This window comes from Streptomyces sp. NPDC001530, from assembly GCF_042894545.1.
GTDB lineage: Bacteria > Actinomycetota > Actinomycetes > Streptomycetales > Streptomycetaceae > Streptomyces.
The window spans coordinates 164654-185433 of sequence record NZ_JBIAVS010000014.1 but is presented as its reverse complement, the minus strand read 5'-3'; the positions used below and the strand labels follow the sequence as shown (position 1 = coordinate 185433).

At 70.8% G+C, this 20780-nt stretch carries 18 protein-coding genes and 2 pseudogenes; 9 read left to right on the top strand and 11 right to left on the bottom strand.

Annotation, left to right across the window (positions count from 1 at the left end; translation table 11 throughout):
- Positions 1-38: 38 nt before the first annotated feature.
- The gene (locus ACFY0T_RS28710; protein ID WP_388876450.1) at positions 39-1109 is read left to right on the top strand and encodes a medium chain dehydrogenase/reductase family protein; all 1071 of its coding nucleotides are present in this window, start codon (positions 39-41) and stop codon (positions 1107-1109) included.
- Positions 1110-1165: 56 nt separating this feature from the next.
- A complete protein-coding gene (locus ACFY0T_RS28705) occupies positions 1166-1612 on the top strand; it encodes an ester cyclase (RefSeq protein WP_388876448.1) in 447 nt (148 codons plus the stop codon).
- A gap of 57 nt (positions 1613-1669) precedes the next feature.
- Here the strand turns inward: ACFY0T_RS28705 and ACFY0T_RS28700 are convergent.
- Positions 1670-2360, bottom strand: a pseudogene (locus tag ACFY0T_RS28700) (MFS transporter); the annotation flags it as partial.
- A gap of 189 nt (positions 2361-2549) precedes the next feature.
- On the opposite strand from ACFY0T_RS28700, the gene ACFY0T_RS28695 reads away from it, so the two are divergent.
- Positions 2550-4589, top strand: coding sequence for a phosphocholine-specific phospholipase C (locus ACFY0T_RS28695; protein ID WP_388876827.1), 2040 nt, complete (start codon positions 2550-2552; stop codon positions 4587-4589).
- 39 nt (positions 4590-4628) lie between these two features.
- On the opposite strand, the gene ACFY0T_RS28690 is transcribed toward ACFY0T_RS28695, so the two are convergent.
- Complete coding sequence (locus ACFY0T_RS28690; protein WP_388876445.1) at positions 4629-5642, bottom strand: Gfo/Idh/MocA family protein; 1014 nt, start codon at positions 5640-5642, stop codon at positions 4629-4631.
- A gap of 87 nt (positions 5643-5729) precedes the next feature.
- On the bottom strand, positions 5730-6827 hold the full coding sequence (locus ACFY0T_RS28685; RefSeq protein WP_388876442.1) for a chemotaxis protein: 1098 nt from the start codon (positions 6825-6827) through the stop codon (positions 5730-5732).
- A gap of 149 nt (positions 6828-6976) precedes the next feature.
- Between ACFY0T_RS28685 and ACFY0T_RS28680 the strand changes: the two are divergent.
- Positions 6977-7603 (top strand): annotated as a pseudogene (locus tag ACFY0T_RS28680) (arginine deiminase family protein); the annotation flags it as partial.
- Between the two features lie 3 nt (positions 7604-7606).
- Here the strand turns inward: ACFY0T_RS28680 and ACFY0T_RS28675 are convergent.
- From ACFY0T_RS28675 to ACFY0T_RS28665, 3 genes are all read right to left on the bottom strand, one after another.
- Positions 7607-7825, bottom strand: coding sequence for a hypothetical protein (locus tag ACFY0T_RS28675; RefSeq protein ID WP_388876439.1), 219 nt, complete (start codon positions 7823-7825; stop codon positions 7607-7609).
- Positions 7826-7955: 130 nt separating this feature from the next.
- Positions 7956-8501, bottom strand: coding sequence for a DUF4232 domain-containing protein (locus ACFY0T_RS28670; protein ID WP_388876436.1), 546 nt, complete (start codon positions 8499-8501; stop codon positions 7956-7958).
- A 258-nt stretch (positions 8502-8759) separates the two neighbouring features.
- The gene (locus tag ACFY0T_RS28665; RefSeq protein WP_388876433.1) at positions 8760-10328 is read right to left on the bottom strand and encodes an alpha/beta hydrolase; all 1569 of its coding nucleotides are present in this window, start codon (positions 10326-10328) and stop codon (positions 8760-8762) included.
- A gap of 269 nt (positions 10329-10597) precedes the next feature.
- Between ACFY0T_RS28665 and ACFY0T_RS28660 the strand changes: the two genes are divergently transcribed.
- Entirely contained in the window at positions 10598-11260 is a 663-nt protein-coding gene (locus tag ACFY0T_RS28660) for a chaplin (RefSeq protein WP_388876430.1), read from the top strand.
- 64 nt (positions 11261-11324) lie between these two features.
- Here the strand turns inward: ACFY0T_RS28660 and ACFY0T_RS28655 are convergent, their stop codons facing one another.
- Entirely contained in the window at positions 11325-11846 is a 522-nt protein-coding gene (locus ACFY0T_RS28655) for a GNAT family N-acetyltransferase (RefSeq protein ID WP_388876427.1), read from the bottom strand.
- Positions 11847-12016: 170 nt separating this feature from the next.
- On the opposite strand from ACFY0T_RS28655, the gene ACFY0T_RS28650 reads away from it, so the two are divergent.
- A complete protein-coding gene (locus ACFY0T_RS28650; protein WP_388876424.1) occupies positions 12017-12871 on the top strand; it encodes a GNAT family N-acetyltransferase in 855 nt (284 codons plus the stop codon).
- An 11-nt stretch (positions 12872-12882) separates the two neighbouring features.
- On the opposite strand, the gene ACFY0T_RS28645 is transcribed toward ACFY0T_RS28650, so the two are convergent.
- A complete protein-coding gene (locus ACFY0T_RS28645; protein WP_388876421.1) occupies positions 12883-14118 on the bottom strand; it encodes an MFS transporter in 1236 nt (411 codons plus the stop codon).
- Between the two features lie 130 nt (positions 14119-14248).
- On the opposite strand from ACFY0T_RS28645, the gene ACFY0T_RS28640 reads away from it, so the two are divergent.
- The gene (locus ACFY0T_RS28640) at positions 14249-14623 is read left to right on the top strand and encodes a MerR family transcriptional regulator (protein ID WP_388876418.1); all 375 of its coding nucleotides are present in this window, start codon (positions 14249-14251) and stop codon (positions 14621-14623) included.
- 30 nt (positions 14624-14653) lie between these two features.
- Here ACFY0T_RS28640 and ACFY0T_RS28635 read toward each other — a convergent pair whose 3' ends face one another.
- Positions 14654-15403 carry an MBL fold metallo-hydrolase gene (locus tag ACFY0T_RS28635; RefSeq protein WP_388876415.1) on the bottom strand — a complete coding sequence of 250 codons (750 nt, stop codon included), beginning with the start codon at positions 15401-15403 and terminating at the stop codon, positions 14654-14656.
- A gap of 259 nt (positions 15404-15662) precedes the next feature.
- Here ACFY0T_RS28635 and ACFY0T_RS28630 point away from each other — a divergent pair, with 259 nt between their 5' ends.
- Positions 15663-17663 carry an RICIN domain-containing protein gene (locus ACFY0T_RS28630; protein ID WP_388876412.1) on the top strand — a complete coding sequence of 667 codons (2001 nt, stop codon included), beginning with the start codon at positions 15663-15665 and terminating at the stop codon, positions 17661-17663.
- Between the two features lie 108 nt (positions 17664-17771).
- On the opposite strand, the gene ACFY0T_RS28625 is transcribed toward ACFY0T_RS28630, so the two are convergent.
- Positions 17772-18674, bottom strand: coding sequence for a DMT family transporter (locus ACFY0T_RS28625; RefSeq protein ID WP_388876409.1), 903 nt, complete (start codon positions 18672-18674; stop codon positions 17772-17774).
- Between the two features lie 68 nt (positions 18675-18742).
- On the opposite strand from ACFY0T_RS28625, the gene ACFY0T_RS28620 reads away from it, so the two are divergent.
- The gene (locus ACFY0T_RS28620; protein WP_388876406.1) at positions 18743-19597 is read left to right on the top strand and encodes a LysR family transcriptional regulator; all 855 of its coding nucleotides are present in this window, start codon (positions 18743-18745) and stop codon (positions 19595-19597) included.
- Positions 19598-19776: 179 nt separating this feature from the next.
- On the opposite strand, the gene ACFY0T_RS28615 is transcribed toward ACFY0T_RS28620, so the two are convergent.
- On the bottom strand, positions 19777-20727 hold the full coding sequence (locus tag ACFY0T_RS28615; RefSeq protein WP_388876404.1) for an alpha/beta hydrolase: 951 nt from the start codon (positions 20725-20727) through the stop codon (positions 19777-19779).
- Between the last annotated feature and the right edge of the window lie 53 nt (positions 20728-20780).

The window sequence follows — 20780 nt, the reverse complement described above, 5'->3', positions numbered from 1 at the left end:
CGAACACGAGAAGCTATAACGAAGGAGCTCTGACCGTCATGGACACGGAGACCGTGGCCGATGTGGTGACCGAAGTCGTCCTCCCGGGTGTCGTGGAGCCCTCCGGCCTCGAGATCCGGGTGCGCCCCGCGCCGGAACCGGCTACCGGTGAGGTCGTCCTGGCTCTGGAGGCCTCCGGGGTGTCGTTCGCCGAACAGCAGATGCGTCGCGGCAAGTACTACGACCAGCCGCCGTTCCCCTTCGTGCCCGGCTACGACCTGGTGGGCGTAGCCGTCCAGGTCGGCGCGGGGGTGGACTCATCACTGATCGGCCGGCGCTTCGCCGGGCTGACCAAGGTGGGCGGCTGGGCCAGCCGGGTCGTGCTGCCCGCCACCGACCTGGTCGAGGTGCCCGGCGCGCTGGACGCCGCCGACGCCGAGACAGTGGTCGTCAACGGCATCACCGCCTGGCAGATGCTGCACCGCGTCGCCAAGGTCCGCGCCGGAGGGACCGTGCTGGTGCACGGCGCGAACGGCGGCGTGGGCTCCACCCTGGTCCAACTGGCCACGCACGCCGGCATCCGCGTGATCGGCACCGCGTCGCCCCGCCATCACGAGGCGGTGCGCGCACTCGGCGCGACTCCGCTCGACTACCGGGCGACCGATCTGCCCGCCAGGGTGCGGGAGTTGGCGCCGGGCGGTGTCGACGCCGTCTTCGACCACGTCGGAGGCGACGGCATCGTTGACTCCTTCCGGCTGCTGGCCCGGGGCGGCACGCTCGTCTCGTACGGCACCGCGGCCACCCGGGACGTCGCCGGATCCTCCAAACTGCCCGTCCTCAAGCTCCTCGCACGGCTGTTCCTGTGGAAGCTCCTGCCCAACTGCCGGCGTACGCACTTCTACAACATCTGGGCCGGCAAGCGCCGTTCGGCCGCCTTCCACGACCGCCTGCGCGCCGACCTCGGTCAGGTCTTCGCCCTGCTCGCCAGCGGCGCCATCACCGCGCAGGTCGCGGCACGCTTCCCGCTCAGTCGGGCGGCGGAGGCCGTGCGGCTGGCCGAGTCCGGCACCGTCACCGGCAAGGTGATCCTCGTCCCGGACCCGGGACAGGACGCGCCCGACCCGCACTGAAACCCGCCGGCTCCGACATCGACACGCCTGAGATCAACGCACCCAAGGAGAACCGCATGTCCGTACAGGAAAACGTCGCACTGGCCGAGCCCTGGAAAGAGCTCTGGAACAACGACCTCTCCCTCACCGAGAAGATCATCGCCCCCGACTTCGTCGCCCACGCGGCGCCGATCACAGGATCCGGCGGTGACGAGATCCGCGGCCGGGAGGCGCTGAACCAGTGGGTCGCCGGGATCCACTCCCTGCTGAGCGACCTGACCTTCACCATTCAGGTGGGGCCGATCGCCACCGACGAGTACCTGGTGGTCCGCTGGCAGGCGCGGGGCACCTACCGCGGCGGGTTTCCCGGCGCTCCCAAGGAGGCGATCGGCAACGAGGTCGCGTTCACGGGAACCGACACGCTCCGTGTGGAGGACGGCCAGTTGGCCGAGTACTGGGCGAACGCGGACAGCCTGCTGTTCGTGCAGCAACTCGGGATACGCGAACTTCCCACCGGGTCCTGACGGGACACGCGTTGACGGACCGCACGTGGTCGGCGGTCTGTCACGGTCGGCGGTCTGTCATGGCCGACTCCGCGCCAGATCCCGCTCGTGCGGTGCCGAGTGGTCGTGTCGGGGCATCAGGAGCGGGGTTGTCAGGATGAGGAGACCGGCGCGATCGCGGTGCGGACGCCGGCGATGCCGGCCAGCAGGCCCACAGGGCGGTCAGGCCCGCGATCGTGGCATTGCTGGTGACCGACCACGCGGACAGGGTACGGGCGACCCGGTCCGTCGCGGTGTGCTCGATCCGGTAGGTGGCGAACACCGGGTTGAACACGCTCACGCAGGTGATCAGACCGAGCTCGACCGCGATGACGAGCACCAGCCCGGTGGTGCCGGGGCGGATGAAGGCCAACCCGAGTGGCCAGCACGCGCGCAGCGCCCCGGCGGTGAGCATGACCTTGTGCTGCCCGAACCGCGCGACGAGCCGGCGCGCCAGGCGGGAGCCGGTGAGCCCGCCGACGCAGGGTGCTCCGAAGGCGAGGCCGTACTGCCAGGGCGTGAACCCGAGGTGGCCGAGCATGAGGGTGGCGAGCAGCGGCGAGGCCGCCATGATCAGGCCGTTGACCAGGGCCGTGTTGAAGAACAACGGGCGCAGGGCCGGGTTGGTCAGGATGTACCGCCACCCTTCGAGCAGGTCGCCGGCGCGGAGCCGTGGCGATACGTCGGTCCGGGCGGGGCGCGGCTCCCTCCCGCCGATCGCACCGCGGCCAGGCCGGGCGGGTGTGGACGGTCAGCGCGGGGTCAATCTAGTGGCCCGCTCCACGGGTGCCGGTCAACTGGGCGAGGTTCGACCGCTGTTCACCCATGCCTCACCGCACAGGGATGGACCTTGACGATCACCGCGTGCACGCTTGCGCGCGGTGTGCCGCAGGGGCACTCCGGTGACGAGGGCGGGCGAATGACACCGATCAGCCGAAGAGGCTTTGTGGGGTTCGGCGCATCCGTGGCGGCGGGCGCCGCGATGGGCGTCGGTTCGCGTCCGGCGGCCGCCGCGACCGCGACCGCGGCGACGGCGACGGCGACCGGCACGATCTCGGATGTACAGCACGTCGTGATCCTCATGCAGGAGAATCGCAGCTTCGACCACTACTTCGGCCGCCTCAAGGGCGTCCGAGGCTTCGACGACCGCAGCGGCATCACGCTGTCCGGCGGCTACTCGGTCTTCAACCAGCCGAACGGCGTCGGCCGTCAGTACCCGTGGAAGCTCAGCTCGACGCCCCCCGCGGGCGGCAAGGACGGCGAGACCCTCGCGCAGTGCAACGGCGACCTCCCGCACTCCTGGTCCTCGCAGCACTCCGCCTGGAACAAGGGACGGCTCGACAACTGGGTCTCGGGCGTCGGCAACGTCCGCACGATGGGCTACCTCGACCGCTCCGACATCCCCTTCCACTACGCGCTCGCCGACAACTACACCATCTGTGACGCCTACTTCTGCTCCGCGCTCAGCGCGACCGGCCCCAACCGTACGTACCTGTGGAGCGGCAAGGTCGACGGCTCCAGCTACGACGGCGGCGACGAGTCCGGACTGACCTGGCAGAACTACGCCGAGGCGCTGCAAGCGGCCGGGGTGACCTGGAAGGTCTACCAGAACGCGCAGGACAACTACGGCGACAACGGCTGCGCCTACTTCAAGAAGTTCGCCTCCGCCAAGGCGGGCGACCCGCTGTACGACCGCGGCATGGCCTCCGTACCGAAGGTCACCGGCTCCACCCCGGACGACATCGCCGCCGCCATCAAGGCCGACGTCCTCGCGGGCACCCTGCCCCAGGTCTCCTGGGTGGTCGCCAACCAGGCCTTCTCGGAGCACCCCTACGCCCCGCCCGGCGACGGCGCCCACTTCGTCGACCTGGTGTACAAGGCGCTCGCCGCCGACTCGAGCGTCTTCGACTCGACCGTCCTGTTCCTCAACTACGACGAGAACGACGGCTTCTTCGACCACGTCCCGCCGCCGGCGCCGCCGGCCGGCACGGCGGGGGAGTTCCTCAACGGCACTCCGTACGGTCTCGGCTTCCGGGTTCCCATGCTCGTCATCTCGCCCTGGACCCGCGGCGGTTGGGTCTCCTCGGAGGTCTTCGACCACACCTCCGTGCTGCGCTTCCTGGAGACCTGGACCGGCGCCCTCGGCAAGCCCGCCGCCTGCCCCAACATCAGCGCCTGGCGCCGCAAGGTCACCGGCGACCTGACCGGCGTCTTCGACTTCGCGCATCCGGTGTACGGCGCGCCCTCGCTCCCCGCGACCGGCGTCATCGGGTACGACACCTGCGGCCCCCTGCCCAACCCGGTGCCCACCACCAACGCACTGCCCGCCCAGGAGCCAGGCACCCGGCCCGCCCGCGCCCTGCCGTACCAGCCGGGCGGCTACCTGGACCGTCTGGAGTTCGGCACCGGCGGCAAGATCCTCGCCTGGTTCACCATGGCCAACCAGGGCACGCCCGCCAAGAGCGCCGTGCACTTCTCCATCCACCCGGGCGCCTACCGCGACACCACGCCCTGGCAGTACACGGTCGACGCGGGCGGCACCGCCTCCGACTACCTCAACATCGGCTCGGGGTACGGCGACGGGAAGTACGACATCTCGATGGCCGGGCCCAACCGCTTCCTGCGCCGCTTCAAGGGCGACGCGACGAAGGCGGGCAAGTCGGCGGAGGTGAGCACCCGTTACGCGACCGAGCCCGGCACGGGGAAGACGGCCATCTACTTCAAGATGACCAATTCCTCGGCGTCCGCGGTGAAGTTCACCATCACCTCGAACCACTACCGCAGCGACGGGCCCTGGACCTACACCGTCGCCGCGGGCGGTTCGACGGAGGACTTCTTCAACGCGGTGGCGTACCAGGACGGTTGGTACGACTTCACCATCACCGTCGACTCCGACGCGAGCTGGTCGCGCCGGTTCACCGGGCACATCGAAACGGGCGCGGCGAGCGTCAGCGGCTGATCCGGTGCGGCGGCGGGCCCGGTCGCCCGCCGCCGCGGATCACGCGTAGAGGTCCGGGCGCGGGGCGAGTACGACGGTCACCCGGCCGCCGTTCTCCTGCGCCCGGACGCCCGCCTCGGCGGCGGCGGACGCCGCGTACCCGTCCCAGGCGCTGGGCCCGGTGACCCGGCCCTTCCGGGTGGCGTCCACCCATGCCTGCACCTCGCGGTCGTAGGCATCGGCGAACCGTACGAGGTAGTCCTGGGCCACCGCCTCGTACGCACCGTCCGCCGTCGTCACCACCATCGCGTGCTCGTCCCCGATCCGCGCGCTCCCCGCCTCGCAGACCGCCTCGCACCGCACCTGGTAGCCGAAGCCGGAGTTGACGAAGACCTCCACGTCGACCAGGGCACCGTCCGCGGTCTCGAAGAGCACGAATTGGGGATCGAGCAGCCCCGCGGGGGCCTGCGAGGACGGCCGCGGACGCAGCACGGTCACGGCCGTCAGCTCCTGGCCCAGCAGCCAGCGGGCCGCGTCGATCTCGTGCGACACGGAGCTGTTGACCAGCATCGCCGAGGTGAAGTCGGGCGGGGACGAGACATTGCGGTGCGTGCAGTGCAGCATCAACGGGCGGCCCAACCGACCACTGTCCAGCAGGGACTTGAGACGCTGGTACTCGGCGTCGTACCGGCGCATGAACCCGACCTGCGTCAGCCGTCGGCCGAGCCGCGCCTCGGCCTCCACCACGCGCAGCGCCCCGGCCGACTCCGGCACCAGCGGCTTCTCGCACAGCACCGGCAGGCCGCGCTCGAAGGCCGCGAGCAGCGCCTCTTCATGTGCGGGTCCGGGGGAGGCGATCAACACCGCCCGGACGCCGGGCGCGTCGAGCGCGGCCGACACCTCGGCATGGACCGACACACCGTCGATACCGGCCACGGCGTGCTTGGCCCGGTCGGTGTCGGGATCCGCCACCGCGGCGACCCTGGCACCGCTCACCACCCGGTCGAGTCGCCGTATATGGTCGGCGCCCATGTGTCCGGCACCCAGGACCGCCACACCCAACAGCTCACTCACGCGCTCCGCACCTCTCCGCCGACAGCTCGGTCCGTCTGATCCGATTGTCGGCCGGAGTGATCAATACCGCAGTACCCGGGGGCGAGATCAATAGCGCAGTACCCCGGCGATCCCTTTCGCGTCGCCGAGGCTGCCGTCGGGGACGAAGCGGACCTCGGCGCCGGTATCCAGGCACTGTTCGACGATCTCGTCGACGATGTCCTCCCGGGCGTCCAGTTCACCGCTCTCGGCCGGGATGAGATGGTCGCCGCCGTCGCTGCGGACCGTCACGCGGTAGTTCTCCTCGACGGCGAGGAGCCCGATGCGGCCGTCGGAGGCGTTCTGCCAGACCTCGTCGACACCGGCGGCGAACGCCTTGCGGCCGCGGGCCATTTCGAGTTCCCGGGCCACCTCGTCGGTGTTCTTCTTCTCCTCGGCGGCGATCACCGGCCGGACCGCCTGCCACACAGCGTTGGGGGTGCCGTGCGCGAGACCGCCGTGCGGCACGTGGACGGCGTCCTTGGTGACGGTGCCGACCTCGTCGAGTGTCGAGAGCGCGGCCTGCTCGCCCGTGATGTACAGCGGCCGCGGTTGCTCGCGCAGGACCGCGGCCAGGGCGGTGTCCGCGTCGCGCAGGAAGTGGCGGGTGCCCTCGTCGCGGAAGGTGCTCGGCATGTCGCCGATCTGCTCCTGGCGCTCCGCGTCGAAATTCTCGCGCCCCCTGGTCAGCGGGAAGCCACCGGAGTGGTCCTCGACGACATGGCCGGCGCCACCGTTCCACAGCGTCACCCGGTCGGGCGAGACCGCGAGGACCCAGAACGGGCGCTCGGAGGCCTGCGCGGCAACGAGATTGCGGGTCAGGAAGGTGTCCGAGAGCACCACGCGCTCCGGCACGGTGCGGGCCAGTGACCAGACCTGGTGCTCGCCGGGCGCCGCGAAGATCGCCAGGCCGTCCTCGGCGTGCGTGAGATCGACCTCGGCCAGGGCCCGCTCGAGCTGCTCGACGACATCGGTACGCCGTTCGCGGGTGACCGCGGGGTCGGCCTCCAGCTGCTTCTTGGCCTTGGCCACCATGTTGCGGAGCCGGACCGGATCCTGTGCGTTGTCGGGTTCGCGGCGGTGCGTCGGTGTCAGCACGGACACCGCCGGATAGGGCCGCGGCCTGCGCAGCTCGGTAAGGGTCGCGGGGCTGAGTGCGTGCTCCATACCAGCACCATAGGACCGATTCGATGATCGGGCATTTGGGGCAATCGGTTGTTAGTGTCGCTCGGGTCGCCAGATGACGTTCCCCGCATGGTGGTCGCCGTACGACGATGCCCGTCTCCGCAGGACGCCCATGACCGAGGTCGACACGGTGGGGCGACCCCGAACTGGACTGGGGGCAGGCCACGTTCGAGGGCGGCGACATCATGCCGGTGGGCAACGGGATCGTGCTCATGGGCATGAGCGAGCGCACCTCAGGCCAGGCGATCACCCAGGTCGCGGCCGCGCTCTTCCAGAACGGGGCGGCCGAGCACGTCATCGTCGCGGGCATGCCCAAGCTGCGCTCCGCGATGCACCTCGACACCGTGTTCACCTTCGCCGACCGCGACCTGGTCACGCTCTACCCGACCATCATGGACGCGGTCCACACCTTCTCCTTGCGCCCGAGCGACAAGGCGCCCGGCATCGAACTCACCGACGAGGGCTCGCGCTCCTTCACCGACGTCGTCGCGAAGGCGCTCGGCCTGTCCGAGCTGCGGGTCGTCGAGACGGGCGGCGACGTGTACGCCTCCGAGCGGCAGCAGTGGGACAGCGGCAACAACGCCGTCGCCCTGGAGCCGGGCGTGGTGTTCACCTACGACCGCAACACCCGGACCAACACCCTGCTGCGGAAGGCCGGGATCGAGGTCATCACCATCGTCGGCGCCGAACTCGGACGGGGGAGGGGCGGCGGCCACTGCATGACCTGCCCCATCGTGCGGGATCCCGTGGACTTCTGACCCTCAGAAGGCAGGGCAGCGACGCTGGGCGGTTTCCCGCGAGACCGCGATCTCACCGCCGTCCCCGCGGATGTCGAAGACGTCTTTGCCCGTGGCCGTTTCCCGGTCGAAACCGCCCGGCACCGGGCGGATCCGCCGGTCCGCAGTGCGCAAACGCGGCCGAAAGCGCGGGGGTGGCTGCGCCGATCGTGTGACGGGCGCGTTGACCGGTCCGTCGTGCATGACCGGGGCACCTGGGGCGAAGGCCCCGCGGCCCTCGGGCGCCGCAGGCTTGCCATCATCGACCTGTTGTGGCGGCCGTCCCAGGCGGCGCCGGCGCTCTGGATGGATCTGTACGCCCCGGAGGTGTCGCTCAGCTGAGCCCGAGTGCCTGGTCCGCGGCGGCCACGGACGGCTTCCACCACGTCGTCACCGGCTCCCACACCAGGACGGCGTCACCGGCGCCCACCTCGTGCGCGGTGAAGGAACGTCCGTAGCGCGACGGGTCGGCGGAGACGGTGATCGAGTCGACCCGGCGGGCCTCCGGGTCGGCCGGGTCGGCGATCGTCCGCACCGACGCGTACGCCGTCCTGCCCGCGCCGAGCCGGTACGGCCCGCTGTCCCCGGCGGGCGTCGGCAGGGCCGCGCCGTCCAGGTCACCGAAGGTGACGGTGGGGATACGGTCGACGGTGCAGGCGCGGGTGGAGCGGTTGGTGACGCTGATGTGCACGACGGTGGGGTGCGCGGACTGCTCGGCCCGCAGCTTGAGGGCCCTCTCCGCGCACTTCGCGGGCTGCGGGGCGGCCTTCACGGGCCGCGCGGTGGCCTGGGGGCCGGTGGCGGCCGAGCTGCTCTGGGGCGCTGCGAGGAGCAGCGTCGTGGCGACGGTCGAGAGGGCGAGGACGGGGCGGATGCGCATCGGTGATTTCCCCCTGGTGTGGTCACGTACGGGTGCGGCGTGCCCGGTCGAGGCGGCGCCTACCCAGTGTGACGTCCGGGGTGTACGAGAGGTTGTACCTGACTTGTCCGTGTTACTGGCCCGCGCCCCTTCTGCCATCTTCCAGGGTTGTCCGGCTGCTTCCGGAGGGCAGCTGGGGGCATCCGGTCGATCCCGGTCATCCGGTGAGGAAGACGCGCACGCAGGAGCCCGGCGTCATGTCCTGGCAGGGTGTCGTCCTCAGCTGTCGTCGTCCGGCCCGCACGAGCTGCCGCTGTCGGGCAGGGAGCCGTACAGCAGGAAGTCGTCGACCTTCTGGTGTACGCACTTGGAGGACGTGTACCCGGTGTGCCCCTCGCCCTTGTTGTCGAGCACGACGGCCGAGGAGCCGAGCCGCTTGGCCGTCTCCAGGGTCCAGCGGTACGGGGTCGCGGGGTCGCCGCGGGTGCCGACGAGCAGCATCTTCGGGGTGTGGACGTCGCGTACCTTGTCGCGGATGTAGTCGGTGCCCTTGGGGCGGCCGTAGCACATCAGCACCTGGGTGAGCCGGTACCGGCCGAAGACGGGGGACGCCTCCTCGTACGCGGCGCGCAGCTTGACGATGTCCTTGGTGGCCTGCTCGGCGGTGGGCCGGTCGGGATCGTCCGCGCAGTTGATCGCCATGAGGGCGGCGGGGAGGTTGTCGATGGGTATGTCCTGCTCGTCGACGAGACCGCCGTCACGTCGGGCTGCCGCGGCGGCGTGGGGGAAGGCAATGCCGCCCGACAGCTGCGTGAGTCCGCGGGTTTCGCCGTCCTGGACCAGTTGGTTGAGGGCCTGTTCGAGGGTGGGCCACATCTCCCTGCTGTACAGCGCTTGACTGATGGCGCCCACGAGGTCCTGGCCGGAGAACTGCTGGCCGAAGTCCGCCAGGACCGGGTCCTGGTCGAGCGAGTCGACGAGCCGGACGACCTGCTCCCGTGCGCTGCGCGGATCCTGCCCGAAGGGGCAGGCGACGTCCTTCGTGCACCAGGTGAGGAAGTCCTCCAGGGCGGTTTGCTGCCCCTCGGCGGCCACCAGGCCCTGCTCGGTCAGCGGTTCGGTGAGCGTGTCCACCCCGTCGAACACCAACCGGCCGGTCTTCTTGGGGAATTGGGATGCGTACACCGCGCCCAGCCGCGATCCGTAGGAGAAGCCGAAGTAGTTGAGCTTCTTGTCGCCGAGCGCCTGACGCATCACGTCCATGTCCCGGGAGGCGTTGACCGTGCCGATGTGCGGCAGTACGGGACCGGAGTGCTTGGCGCACAGGTCGGCGGCCTTCTTGACCACCTTGAGGGCGGCCTGCGGATTGCTGCTGTCGACCGTGCCGCCGACCACCTCGGTGGCCTCATCGGCGCCTTCGCCGCAGCTGACGGGCGACGACTGGCCGACGCCGCGGGGGTCGAAGGTCACTACGTCGTAGCCGTTCGTCAGGCTCATGAAGTCCTTGCCCCCGAGGGCGAGTTGACTGATCCCCGCGCCTCCCGGGCCACCGAAGTTCAACAGTACGGAACCCCTCGACTTGCCCGTCGCCCGGTAGCGGGCCATTGCCACGTCGAGCGTTCCTTCGCTCGGGCGCGCGTAGTCCAGCGGGACGGTCACCTTCCCGCACTGCAGGTCCTTGGGCATGCCCTCGCCCTCGCACGCTGTCCACTTGATCTTCTGACGGTAGAAGCGGGACAGGTCCGGGCCGTCGGCGGCCGTCGCCACCGCGGGCAAGCCAGCCGCCAGCAGGGCCAGCGTCGCGGTCGCGGCTCCGGCGAACGCGCAGCGTTGGTGCACGGACAGCATGCATGCCTCCAGGGACACCCGGCGGTGGACCGGCGGTACCCCCTCGATCACGATAAGCGCAGGTCCGGGGCCACGCCTCTGGGCGAGCGGAACGGTCCGACATGCCTTATCGTGTGCGCCGACACCCCGCCCGCGAGCTGCCGCGTCAGTTCGACAACCATGACACTCGATGGGGTGAAAGGCAGATAAGCCATAACGTCGGATGGTTCTCCTGCGTTTTACGCGATGCGGGTGAGTGCCCGCGACCATGTCTGGAAGGCAGGGAACCTATGAGACGGGTTACCCGAAATGGCTTGATCGCCGCGGCCGCCGCCTCGGGGGCGCTGGCCGTGACCATGCCGGCACACGCCGACTCCGCGGCGGACGGCACCGCGGCCGGCTCGCCCGGGCTGATCTCCGGCAACACCGTCCAGCTCCCGGTGCACGTTCCCGTGAACGTGTGCGGGAACACCGTGAACGTGGCCGGGTTGCTCAACCCGGCAGCGGGCAACAGCTGCGCCAACAAGAGCGACGGCGGCGGGGCCGCCCAGTCCGGCGGGACATCCGGCGGTGCCGTCGCGCACGGCAGCGGAACGGATTCGCCGGGCGTGCTCTCGGGTAACGGTGTGCAGCTGCCGGTGGATCTTCCGGTGAACGTCAGCGGCAACTCCGTGACGGCGGTCGGCCTGGGCAACGCGGCGACCGGCAACGAGTCCACGAACACCTCCGGTGGCCTGCCCCACCACCCCGTCGCGCCCGCCACCAAGCCGCCCGCCCCGCCCAGGGCGCACCCGCATCCCCGGACGCCCGGGCCCGCCGCGCCGCAGCGGCCCGTGGCCTCGCTCGCCCACACCGGCACGGACGAGACGGTGCCCGCCCTCGCCGCAAGCGCGGCCCTGCTCCTGGGCGGAGCCGTCCTGTACCGGCGGTTCCGGCCCGCCGCGGTGCGCTGACCCACGGCCCACCGAGGACGGAAGGCCCCGCCGGGCTCGTGACCGGCGAGGCCTCCTTGGTCTTTCAGCGGATCATGTCGTCGCGGAGGATGCTGTACCGCACCCCGTCGCGCCACTGGCCGTCGCGGAACACGACCTTGCGGAGCACGCCCTCGCGGGTGAACCCGACTTTCTCCAGGGCGCGTTGCTCGGCGATGTTGTCCGACTCGGTGTCGGCCTCGATGCGCATCACGAGGGTGTGGGCGAAGAGGTAGCGGACCATCTGCCGCTGCGCTTCGGTCCCCACGCCCTTGCCGCGCGCCTCCGGCAGCAGAGCGATACCCATGTTCCAGTAGTGCGTGGTCCTGCTGGAGACGATCTTCCGCCAGGCGACGAACCCCAGCCGCTCGTCGTCGCGCACCACCATCAGATGGCCCGCGTCCTCGGTGATCAGGCCGGTCTCCGTCCACTGACGCCGCCAGCGCCGGGGGTCCCACCAGCCGAACCACTGGAAGGGTTCGCTCGTTCGCGGATCCATCAGGAACCGCTCCATGACGGACAGGTCGTCTTCGGCCACGGGGCGCAAGGTCACGCGTTCGACGCTCATGAACGGTCACTCTAGGCGACCTGTCGGATGGGCGGACCACGTGCCTTCTTGGCCAAATCCTCTCCGGTACGCGGTGATTGCCGCTGCGACGCGCCCCGGGATCGGGAAGGATGCTGCCGGTGCGACCGACCACCGCACCCACCCGACCCCGTACGGAATGGAGCGCCCACATGACCTCTCCGGGACCCGAAGACCTCGTCGTCGCCCAGGCCTCGCTCGACGACTGGACGGTGGTCGGCGGATGGGCGGCGGACGAGGGATGGAACCCCGGGTTGTCCGACAGCGCGAGCTTCTTCGCCCAGGACCCCGAGGGCTTCTTCATCGGCCGGATCGGCGGGGAACCCGTCTCGGCCATCTCGGTGGTCAACTACGGCGCCGACTACGCCTTCCTGGGCTTCTACCTCGTACGCCCCGACCTGCGCGGCCGCGGCTACGGCAGCACCACCTGGAAGACGGCCCTCGCCCACGCCGGCGGCCGTACGGTCGGCCTCGACGGAGTGGTCGCGCAGCAGGACAACTACCGCCAGTCCGGCTTCGAACTCGCGTACCGCACCGTCCGTTTCAGCGGGGTGGCCCCCGCGGGGCAGGCGCCCTCGGGCGTCCGGCCCGCCGAGGAGGCGGACCTCGCGGCGATCACGGCGTACGACCGTGGCTGCTACCCGGCCGACCGCCCGCGCTTCCTGGAGCGGTGGCTGACCGAGCCGGGCCACCGCACCTACGTCCGCATCGTCGACGGCCGCCCCACCGGCTACGGCGTGCTCCGCCCGGCCCGCGACTGCCCGCGCATCGGACCGCTGTTCGCCGACACCGCCGACGATGCGCGGGCCCTGTTCTCCGCGCTGGCCGCCGAGGCCGCGGGAGGTGAGGTCGCCATCGACGTCCCCGAGACGAACGCGGCGGGCATCGCCCTCGTCGAGGGACTCGGCCTCACCCCGTCCTTCGAAACGGCCCGTATGTACACGGGCCCGGTCAGGCCGTTCGCCCAGGAGCGCGTCTACGGCGTCACCACGCTGGAGCTCGGGTAGCCGGGCAGGCGTCATCGGAGCCGTCGGCGCGCCGGCGGGCAGGACCCTGCGGCGGAGCGCCGTGCGGGGAAGGCGCGTCGGCGCCCCACGGCCACCACGCTCAGCGCGGTCGCGATCAGCGGGAGCGACGTCCAGGGGAGGGATCCCGCGCCCGCACTCTCCAGGACGAGCCCGCCGGTGAGGGATCCGGTCGCGATGCCCGCGTTGTACACAGTGGTCTGGAGCGATGTGGCCACGTCCGCCCGGGCGGGACCGGAGGCGTCGACCAGCGCGGTCTGGATGAGGGTGGGTGCTCCACCGAACGCGGCGCCCCACAGGGCGACCGAGACGAGGAGTACGGCGGGGACCGCGGCGAACAGTCCCAGCGTGAGCAGGGCGCAGGCGATCAGGGCGAGCGCCGTCAGCAGGGTCCGGCGCAGGTGCGCGTCGACCAGGACGCCGGTGATCCAGATGCCGACCACCGTGGCGATTCCAAACACCAGGAGGACCAGCCCCGTATGCCCGAACCCCACATGGTCCGCGAACGGGGCGACGTACGTGTACATCACCTGATGCCCCAGGAGCAGCAGCAGGGTGACGGACAGCACGGGCGCGATCCCCGGCAGTGCGGCGACCCGGCGCAGCGGTACGCGCGTGCCCGCCGCCTCGCCGGGGAAGCCCGGCACCCGCCACCGCACCCAGCCCACGAGCAGAACGGCGAGCACGGTCAGTACGGCGAAGGCCGCGCGCCAGCCGAGGGCGTCGGCCAGAGCGGTGCCCGCGGGCACGCCCAGCGACAGTGCGAGCGTGATCCCCGCGAGCACGATCGCGATGGCGCGGCCGCGCCGCTCGGCGGGCACCATCCGGGCCGCGTATCCGACGAGCATCGCCCACAGCGTCCCGCCCATGGCGCCGGCCGCGAGCCGGGCCACGAAGGTGAGCGCGTACGAGGACGACGCGGCGGTGACGGCGTTGCAGCAGGCGAAGCCCACCAGGGTGCCGATCAGCACCCGGCGGCGCGGCAGACCGCGCAACGCCGCCGTGAGCGGGATGGCGGCGAGGAAGGAGGCGAGGGCGTAACCGGTCACCAGGAACCCGACACGCCCCTCGGAGACGCCCAGGTCCGAGGCCATCCGCGGCAGCAGGCCCGCGGGCAGCAGCTCGGTCATCACGGCGGTGAAGGCCGCCGTGGACAGGGCGAGCAGCCCCGACAGGGGGAGGGCGGCGGCGGGCGTGGCGGTGCGCTGGGCAGGCGAGGCGACGGACATGCGACCATGCTGAAACCTTCACATCAGTGTGAAGGCAAGCGCGCCCTCCAGGCGTCGCGGGGCTGGGGGCACCTCCCACGCCCTTAAGGCAGTGGGGGAGGGAATCTGACGACAGGGCCCCGGGAGAGCCATGAGGATCGGTGAGTTGTCGCGTCGCACCGGCGTCCCGACTCGGATGCTCCGGTACTACGAGGAGCAGGGCTTGCTCCACCCCGAGCGGGCCGACAACGGCTATCGCGCGTACGGCGATTCAGCCGTCCGGTGTGTCCAGCAGATCCGGGGGCTGCTGGACTCCGGACTCACCACCGAGATCATCCGCGCCATCCTGCCGTTCCTGTCCGACCCTGGGGAGATTCATCTCCACCCCGAGTGCCTGACCCCGGAGACCGCCGCGCTGCTGCGCGGCGAGATCGACCGCATCCAGGCCCGTATCGACTGCCTGGCCCGCAACCGGGACGCGCTGCGGGCCTATCTGGCGGCGGTCCAGCCGGACGACGTCGGTTAGCCGATCCTCGCGCGGTCCTGCCGGGCCGCGTCAGCCGGCCAGCTCCCGCGCGCGTTGTGCCGCCTCGCGCACCGGACCGCGGTGCACGGGACCGTGCCCCGGCAGCATGACATCGGCCGCGAGGGCTTCGATGTGCGTGAGTGACGCGAGGGCCGCGTCGCGTTCGGCGTCGAACATCTCGGGCAGCAGCTGCGGACCCCGTATGCGTGACGTGGGGTGGCCGCTGACCAGGGCGTCACCGGAGATCAGGATTCCGGAGTCCGGCAGATGGTAGACGCAGTGACCGGCCGTGTGGCCGGGTGTGTGCACCGGTACCGGACGGCCGGGCAGGTCGAGAGGGCCCTCCTGGGGAAACGCCGCGGGCCGGGTCATGCGGACGTCCGCCGTGCCGCCCGAACGGATGGCGTGCACCGCCCACGGCAGCACGCCGGGACGCCACGCCTGGCGCATCACCTGCCCCACGCTCACCTGATGGAGGAACTCGCGGCGCGCGTGCGGCAGTTCCGCCTCGTGCAGGTGGACCGGGGTACCGAAGGTGGTGCTGAGGTACTCGGCGGAACCGAGGTGGTCGTTGTGCGCATGCGTGATGAGCACGGCGCTGACGGCCTCGGGCGCGTGGCCGAGTGCGTCCAGCGACGCGAGCACCTCCTCGCGGTCACCGGGATACCCGGTGTCGATCAGGGTGACGGCGTCGCCGTCGGTCAGTACGACCCAGTTCGTGTTGCTGCCGTGGACCAGATGGACTCCGGCGGCTGCCTCGACGATCGCATCCTCGCGCATGACCATCCCGACGCTTGAGATCTGTTCGCGGCCGAAGGAGGCCGTGTCAGGGCGAAGGTACCGCGAGCGCGCGGGAGTGCCACGGCCGCCCTCGGCGACACGGGGTCCGTGGTGTCCGACGGCGAACGGTCCGATGGCCGAAGGTGAACGGCCCCTTCTGGCAAGGGACTTGACGCGGCACAGACGAGACCGCTCCCATATGGCGAGTCTCGTTGACTTTTGTTCGAGTCTGCGAACAAACCGCTCAAGGGAGAGCTGCATGTCCCCTAACACCACATGTCTCACGCGCCTCCTGAGACGCGTGGGGATCCAATGCGCCGTCCTGTTGCTCGCGGTCGCCGGACTGGCCGGTCTCGGCCGCTCGACCGCGCCGCTCACGGCCGAGCCGACCGCCGTCAGCACCAACCAGATCGGAGTCGACCCGGCTCCGATGGGCTGGGCGTCCTGGAACAGCTTCGCCAGCGCCATCGACTACGACACCATCAAGGCCCAGGCCGACGCCCTCGTCTCCTCCGGCATGGCCGCCGCCGGATACAAGTACGTCAACATCGACGAGGGATGGTGGCCGGGTACCCGCGACAGCAACGGCAACATCACCGTCGACACGGCCAAGTGGCCCGGCGGTATGAAGGCCATCGCCGACTACATCCACAGCAAGGGACTCAAGGCCGGCATCTACACCGACGCCGGCAAGAACGGCTGCGGCTACTACTACCCGACCCCGGAAGGCACGCCCGCCGCCCCCAACACCGGGATGGAGGGCCACAACCAGCAGGACCTGGAGACCTTCCAGAAGTGGGGCTTCGACTTCCTCAAGATCGACTGGTGCGGTGGTGACGCCGAGGGGCTCGACCAGGAGACGACGTACAAGGCGATCCGCGACGCCAACGCCGCCGCGACCGCCGTCACGGGTCGCTCGCTGGTGCTGTCGCTGTGCGAGTGGGGCACGGGCAAGCCCTGGAACTGGGCCGCCGGCGTCGGCGCCATGTGGCGTACGAGCACCGACATCGTCTACTGGCCCAGCAACCCCACGATGTCCAACATCCTGGCGAACTTCGACAAGTCCCTGCACCCGGCCGCCCAACACACCGGCTACTACAACGACCCGGACATGATGACGGTCGGCATGACCGGCCTGAGCGCCGCGCAGAACCGCACCCACATGGGCCTGTGGGCGATCTCCGGCGCACCGCTGCTCGCGGGCAACAACCTCGCCACCATGAGCTCGTCGACCGCCTCGATCCTCACCAACTCCGAGGTCATCGCCATCGACCAGGACGCGCGCGGCCTGCAGGGCGTCAAGGTCGCCGAGGACAGCACCGGCCTGCAGGTCTACAGCAAGATCCTCTCCGGCACCGGCAAGCGCGCGGTCCTGTTGCTGAACCGTACGTCCGCGGCGGCGAACATCACTGCCCGCTGGCAGGACATGGGCCTGACCACCGCCTCCGCCACGGTGCGCAACGTCTGGTCGGCCTCCAACGTCGGCTCGTACGCGACGAGTTACACCACCAGCGTGCCCGCCGGGGAGGCCGTCCTGCTCACCGTCTCCGGCACGGAGGGCTCCGGGACGACGTATGAGGACACGACCTCGGCCACCACGCCGACCTTCACGGGCGTCACGACGGCGGGCGCGGGCACGAAGCTCATCGACATCACGTACGCGGGCGGCGGCTCCGCGGCCCGCAAGGCGACCCTCAAGGTCAACGGCCAGTACACGCAGACGCTCGCCTTCCCGCCCACCGGGTCGTCGAGCACGTACCGCACCGTCTCCGTCCTGGCCCATCTGGCGAAGGGCTCGAACACGCTGACCTTCGCGGCCTCCGGCACCGCACCCGACATCGACGCCGTCGCCGTACGCGCCATCCCGGGCACCAACGGCACCGCGATCGTCGGCACGGGATCGGGCCGCTGCCTGGACTTCTTCCAGAACACCATCACCAACAACAGCCAGGCCGAACTCTGGGACTGCGGCGGAGGCCAGAACCAGACCTTCACGTACACCTCGCGCAGTGAACTCGTCGTCTACGGCAACAAGTGCCTCGACGCCTACAACAGCGGCACCGCCAACGGCACCCGCGTCGTCCTGTGGGACTGCAACGGCGGCACCAACCAGAAGTGGACCGTCAACTCCAGCGGCACCATCACCAACAACGTCTCGGGCCTGTGCCTCGACGCGGTCAACAACGGCACGGCGAACGGCACATTGATCGACCTGTGGTCGTGCAACGGGGGAGCGAACCAGAAGTGGAGCCGCAACTGACCGGAGACTGACGCCCGTTGATGGCATCCGAGCGCCCTCCACCGTGGCTACGGTGGAGGGCGCCCAGGCATTGCATGCCCGGCCGGGGTTCCGGCGTATGACGCGACGTCACGTACGCGTCGTGAGGATGCTGAGCGCGTTGGCGCAGACGACGGCCGCGATGGCCGCCCAGTCGGTCCAGCCGAGGTGCTGGCTCAGGACGATCCATCCGACGACAGCGGCGAGGACCGGGTTGACGCTCATGAAGAGGCCGAAGGTCTGGGCGGGTACGCGGCGCAGGGTGAGCAGGTCCGCCAGGTAGGGCACGGCGGAGGAGAGGACGCCGGCGGCGACGGCGTACGTGAGGGGCCCCGCGGTCGGCGGATTGCGGACGGCGACGACGAGCCCGACCGGCAGGAACACCAGGGCGGACAGACAGGCGGCGGCCGCCGATCCCTGCGCTCCGGGGATGCGTCGCCCGACTGTGCGGTTGAGCAGGATGTACGACGCCCAGCACACGGCGGCGAGCAGCCCCAAGGCCATGCCGAAGTAGTCGGTGGAGGGCTTCGGACGCATCAGGGTGACGACGCCGGCCGCGGCGATCACCGCGCAGCACGCGTCCACCCGGCGACGTGAGGCGGCCAGGGCGATGCTGAGCGGGCCCAGGAACTCCAGGGTCACCGCCAGCCCGAGCCCCACGCGGTCGATGGCGCTGTACAAGGACAGGTTCATCGCCGCGAACACCAGGGCCAGCAGCAGCACCGGCCACCACTGCCGCCAGGTGAAGGTCCGCAGCCGGGGGCGCCCGACGGCGACGAGGGCGATAGCGGCGACGTACTGGCGTACGGCGACGACACCGACCGGTCCGAGGGTGGGGAAGGCGAGGGAACCGATCGCGGCCCCGGTCTGGTTGGACAGGCCGCTGGCGAACATCGTGGCCACGGCCAGACGCTTGGCGCCGGGCTTCGGCCGGGACGGCACGGGTACGGTCCGGTGCGCGGGTGCTGCTGCGGGGGTGGGCGCTGCGTCCATGTGCCGATCGTGCGACCGAACACCTCTTGCGCAAAATGCATCCGCCGATCCATCTATACGCTGTAGTCATGGATGTGGAGCTGCGGCAGTTGCGCTGTCTCGTCGCGATCGTCGACGAGGGCACGTTCACCGACGCCGCCATCGTGCTGGACGTCTCCCAGGCGGCCGTCTCCCGCACCCTGGCCTCGCTCGAACGCGCCCTGGGCGTACGGCTGTTGAGGCGGACCTCCCGCCAGGTGACCCCGACGGCGACCGGTCTGCGCGTCGTCGCGCACGCCCGCCGGGTGCTCACCGACGTGGACGAACTGGTCCGCGAGGCCACCTCGGGGCACGCCCATCTGCGGATCGGATACGCCTGGGCGGCACTCGGCCGCCACACGCTGCCCCTTCAACGGCGTTGGGGCGAAAAGCACCCGGAGATCGATCTGCACCTGGTGCGGGTCAACTCGCCCACGGCCGGACTGGCGGAAGGGGCCTGCGACCTGGCGGTGGTACGCAGACCGCTGGACGACCGGCGGTTCGACTCGGCGATCGTGGGGCTGGAACGCCGGCTGTGCGCCCTGGCTGCCGACGACCCGCTGGCCAGGCGCCGCGCGATCCGGCTCGCCGACATCAGCGGGCGCACGCTCCTCGTCGACCGTCGCACCGGCACCACGACCACCGAACTGTGGCCGCCCGACGCACGGCCGGCCACCGAGGAGACGCACGACGTCGACGACTGGCTCACGGTGATCTCCACCGGCCGCTGCGTCGGCATGACCGCGGAGTCCACCGCCAACCAGTACCCGCGTCCCGGTGTCGTCTACCGGCCCGTGCGCGACGCGGAGCCGATCGCCGTACGGCTCGCCTGGTGGCGCGACGACCCGCATCCCGCCGCTCAGGCGGTGATGGAACTGCTCACGTCGCTCTACCGCACAGGCTGACCCGCCGAAGGCCGGACAGCGGTGCCTCAGCCCATCTGGTCCTGCGCCGACAGGTGTTCCACCGTCACGCCGGTCTCGGTGAACGTGCGGGTCACCGTCCCCGACGTATAGACCCACGGATCCCACCCCGTTCCGCCTGGGGCGCCCGCCCGGTTCATCCGCGTCGGGCGTCCGCTCGATCAACCGGCATCGTGCGACCCGGAGTTGACGGCCTGCTGTACGTGCCGCGCGATCAGGGCGTAGACCTCCCGGGCCTTCGTGTCGTCGCTGCCGTCGTACCCGTGGTCGACCCGGGGCACGTCGTAGTACTCGAGGAGGGCCCCGGCCTGCCGAAGGCGCTCGGCGTACCGCTCGCCCTCCGCCTTGAGGAGGTCGAACTCGGCCGTGATCACCAAGGCGGGGGCGATGCCCTTGAGATCGGCGGTGTCGGAGGGATGGGCGGGCGACACCAGCCGGTCGGCGCGCTCGCGCGGGTCGGGCACGTACGAGGTGTCGAAGACCTCCGCCATCCACGGGCGCAGCAGCGGCTTGGCGATGGCGGCACGCTTGTCCTTGGCGCTCGTCACGAGATCGAGCGGCGGGTAGTGCAGAACCTGCAGCGCGATCGAAGGCCCGCCCTCCTCGAAAGCCTGACGCGCCACGGCCGCGGCGAGACCGCCTCCGGCACTCTGCCCGCCCACCGAGAGTCGGCCGCCGTCCCAGCCGTGCTCGCCGCCGTGCTCGGCGACCCACCGGACGACCTCGAAGGCCTGCCGGGGCGGGGCGGGAAAGCGGTGCTGCGGGGCGACGACGTAGTCCACGTTGATCACGGCCACCCCCGCCTCCGCGGCGAGGTAACGGCAGAGCGGATCGTCGATCTCCGTCAGGGGCATGACGTAGCCGCCGCCGTGGAAGTTGACGTGAACCGGCGGAGGCGGGCCCTCGGTCGTCGGCAGGTACACCACGACCCGGGCCGGGGCGAGAGAGGTCGGGACCGTCAACTCGCGTACGGTGCGCGGGAATTCCGGGAGACGGCCGTGTGAAGCGGCCGCGGAACCGCGACCGCCCGCCCGTCGGTCCGCCAACAGGGCGAGACGCTGCATCGACTTGGCGGCGAAGGAGGCCACCGCAGGACGGGCGAGGAGAGACATGCGGTTCCGTTCGTCGGGCCGTGTCGCCGATCGACAGGATTCCTGGCAATGGT

Excerpts from the sequence above, each read along its gene's own strand:
- ACFY0T_RS28670 (WP_388876436.1), bottom strand. The coding sequence starts at position 8,501 with ATGCGCATCCGCCCCGTCCTCGCCCTCTCGACCGTCGCCACGACGCTG.
- ACFY0T_RS28695 (WP_388876827.1), top strand. The coding sequence starts at position 2,550 with ATGACACCGATCAGCCGAAGAGGCTTTGTGGGGTTCGGCGCATCCGTG.
- ACFY0T_RS28685 (WP_388876442.1), bottom strand. The coding sequence starts at position 6,827 with ATGGAGCACGCACTCAGCCCCGCGACCCTTACCGAGCTGCGCAGGCCG.
- ACFY0T_RS28705 (WP_388876448.1), top strand. The coding sequence starts at position 1,166 with ATGTCCGTACAGGAAAACGTCGCACTGGCCGAGCCCTGGAAAGAGCTC.
- ACFY0T_RS28630 (WP_388876412.1), top strand. The coding sequence starts at position 15,663 with ATGTCCCCTAACACCACATGTCTCACGCGCCTCCTGAGACGCGTGGGG.
- ACFY0T_RS28675 (WP_388876439.1), bottom strand. The coding sequence starts at position 7,825 with ATGCACGACGGACCGGTCAACGCGCCCGTCACACGATCGGCGCAGCCA.
- ACFY0T_RS28635 (WP_388876415.1), bottom strand. The coding sequence starts at position 15,403 with ATGCGCGAGGATGCGATCGTCGAGGCAGCCGCCGGAGTCCATCTGGTC.
- ACFY0T_RS28710 (WP_388876450.1), top strand. The coding sequence starts at position 39 with ATGGACACGGAGACCGTGGCCGATGTGGTGACCGAAGTCGTCCTCCCG.
- ACFY0T_RS28660 (WP_388876430.1), top strand. The coding sequence starts at position 10,598 with ATGAGACGGGTTACCCGAAATGGCTTGATCGCCGCGGCCGCCGCCTCG.
- ACFY0T_RS28620 (WP_388876406.1), top strand. The coding sequence starts at position 18,743 with ATGGATGTGGAGCTGCGGCAGTTGCGCTGTCTCGTCGCGATCGTCGAC.
- ACFY0T_RS28665 (WP_388876433.1), bottom strand. The coding sequence starts at position 10,328 with ATGCTGTCCGTGCACCAACGCTGCGCGTTCGCCGGAGCCGCGACCGCG.
- ACFY0T_RS28650 (WP_388876424.1), top strand. The coding sequence starts at position 12,017 with ATGACCTCTCCGGGACCCGAAGACCTCGTCGTCGCCCAGGCCTCGCTC.
- ACFY0T_RS28615 (WP_388876404.1), bottom strand. The coding sequence starts at position 20,727 with ATGTCTCTCCTCGCCCGTCCTGCGGTGGCCTCCTTCGCCGCCAAGTCG.
- ACFY0T_RS28640 (WP_388876418.1), top strand. The coding sequence starts at position 14,249 with ATGAGGATCGGTGAGTTGTCGCGTCGCACCGGCGTCCCGACTCGGATG.
- ACFY0T_RS28625 (WP_388876409.1), bottom strand. The coding sequence starts at position 18,674 with ATGGACGCAGCGCCCACCCCCGCAGCAGCACCCGCGCACCGGACCGTA.
- ACFY0T_RS28655 (WP_388876427.1), bottom strand. The coding sequence starts at position 11,846 with ATGAGCGTCGAACGCGTGACCTTGCGCCCCGTGGCCGAAGACGACCTG.
- ACFY0T_RS28645 (WP_388876421.1), bottom strand. The coding sequence starts at position 14,118 with ATGTCCGTCGCCTCGCCTGCCCAGCGCACCGCCACGCCCGCCGCCGCC.